The organism is Streptomyces acidicola, assembly GCF_009377235.1.
Classification (GTDB): Bacteria; Actinomycetota; Actinomycetes; order Streptomycetales; family Streptomycetaceae; genus Streptomyces; species Streptomyces acidicola.
The window spans coordinates 1-2208 of record NZ_VMNX01000478.1 but is presented as its reverse complement, the minus strand read 5'-3'; the positions used below and the strand labels follow the sequence as shown (position 1 = coordinate 2208).

General features: G+C 70.3%; 2 protein-coding genes and 1 pseudogene. All 3 read left to right on the top strand.

Going from position 1 to position 2208, the window contains the following annotated elements; all coding sequences use genetic code 11:
* On the top strand, positions 1–149 hold a 149-nt coding region (locus FPZ41_RS46150), incomplete at its 5' end, for an alpha-glucosidase C-terminal domain-containing protein (RefSeq protein WP_152870840.1).
* A gap of 126 nt (positions 150–275) precedes the next feature.
* Positions 276–1682 (top strand): maltokinase N-terminal cap-like domain-containing protein, encoded by a 1407-nt coding sequence (locus FPZ41_RS46145; protein WP_152870839.1) that lies wholly within the window; start codon positions 276–278, stop codon positions 1680–1682.
* Positions 1683–1735: 53 nt separating this feature from the next.
* Positions 1736–2208: pseudogene (locus tag FPZ41_RS46140) on the top strand (hypothetical protein); the annotation flags it as partial.

The window sequence follows — 2208 nt, the reverse complement described above, 5'->3', positions numbered from 1 at the left end:
AACTCGACCTCAGCACCTACACCGGCCGCCACCCCGTCGAACTCATCGGAGGAGTCCGCTTCCCCGCCATCGGAGAACTCCCCTACCTCCTCACCCTCGCAGGCCACGGCTTCTACTGGTTCCGGCTGCGGCGGGAGCACGGCGAGTAGCGGTACGCACCACCGGTCACAGCATCCGGCCACCATGAGGGCGGGACGGTTTCCGCCGTCCCGCCCTGGGAACCCTTCACGCAACCCGACGCTCCTCCGCCACCCGACGCGGAAAGGACGCATTCCATGTCGGAAGTCGTTACGCACTCCGCTCGCACGGCCGGTCCCGGCCTTCTCGCGTCTCTCGATCCGCTGCTGCGGGAGTGGCTGCCGCGGCAGCGCTGGTTCGCGGGCAAGGGCCGGCCGGTCACCGGGTTCACCCTGGTCGCGGCGACCGAACTGCTGCCCGTGAACGCGAAGCTGGGGCTGATCCACCTCCTCGTACGGGCCCATCAGCCGCTCGTACCCCTCCAGACCGCGGTGGCGCACCCCGCCGACTGCTACCAGCTGCTGATCGGGGTACGCGAGACCCTGCCGCCACGGCTCGCGCCCGCCCTGATCGGGCACTTGGAGGAGGGGCCGCTGGCGGGGCGCACGGTGTACGAGGCGCTGCACGACCCCCGGCCCGCCGATGTGCTCCTCGAAGCACTGCGTACGCGGGCCCGCGTGGGCGATCTGCGCTTCGAACGGGACATGCGGCAGGAGATCCGGTCGGAGCTGGTGCCCCGCATGGTGACGTCCGAGCAGTCCAACTCGTCCGTCGTGTATGGAGATACGTTCATCCTGAAGCTGTTGCGGCGGATCGTGCCCGGCACCAATCCCGATCTGGAGCTGCCCCTGGTGCTGGCGCGCGAGGGGTGCCCGCGGGTGCCGGCCCCGGCGGGCTGGATGATGGCGGACCTCGCCCCCTCCGACGACTCCTATGTCCTGGGCGTGCTGCAGCCTTTTGTGCAGGGTGCGTCCGACGGCTGGGAGCTGGCGCTGCGGGAGCTGGCCAAGGGAGAGGACTTCGGCGCGGAGGCGCGGGCGCTGGGGCGTGCGACGGCCGAGGTGCACACGGCGCTGGCGCGGGCCCTGCCGACGGTCACGCTCGGGCGGCCCCAGCTGGAGCTGCTGGTGTCCGGGATGACCGAACGGCTGGACGCGGCCGTGCAGGCGGTGCCGGCGCTGCGGAGGTACGCCCCCGGGTTGCGCTCGGCCTTCGCGGCGCTGGCCGACCTGGCGGCCGAGGGCCGCACCTGGACGGCCCAGCGCATCCACGGAGACCTGCATCTGGGCCAGTGCCTGCGGTCACCCGACGGCGAGTGGTCGCTCATCGACTTCGAGGGCGAGCCCTCCAAGTCGCTCACCGAGCGCCGTATGCCCCAGCCCATCGTGCGGGACGTCGCAGGGATGCTGCGCTCCTTCGACTACGCGTCCCACGCCCACCACCCCACGGAGCCCGACTGGGCGCCCCTCTGCCGGGCCGCGTACTGCGCCGGGTACGCGGAGATCTCCGAGGTCGACCCGCGGACCGATCCCGTGCTGCTGCGCGCGTACGAGACGGACAAGGCGGTGTACGAGGTCGTCTACGAGGCCAGGCACCGCCCCGACTGGCTGCCGGTGCCGCTGGCCGCGATACGCCGGCTGGCGGCGAACGACGACACCCCCTGACGCTCTGATCTGTCTGTGCCTGTGCCTGTGCCCGTGCCGAGGAGGCCGTACCCGTGACCCCCCGTCCCCCGTCCGACGACAGTCCGAACGCCACCGAAGGCAGGGCCACCGCGAAGAAAACCACTGGGGCGAAGAAGAGCGCGGAAAAGAAGACCGCGGAGAAGAAGACCGTCGCGAACAAGGCCGTCGCGAAGAAGGCTGCCACCAAGAAGACAGCGGCTAAGAAGGCTGCGGCCAAGAAACCCGCGACCAAGAAGTCAGCGGCGGAGAAGGCGACCGCGAAGACGACCCCCAAGAAGACCGTCGCGAACAAGACCACCGCCACCAAGACGGCCACCGCCAAGACAGCTGCCAAGAAGACGGCTGTCAAGAAGACGGCAGCCAAGAAAACTGTCGCGAAAGCTGCTGCGAAGAAGCCCAGGGCTTCGAAGGAGGGGGCCGAGGCCGTCCCGCGGTCTCCCGAGTCTGCGGTCCCGGAGGCCACCGCCACCGAAACCGTCGTACGCATCCCCGAGCCCACGAGACA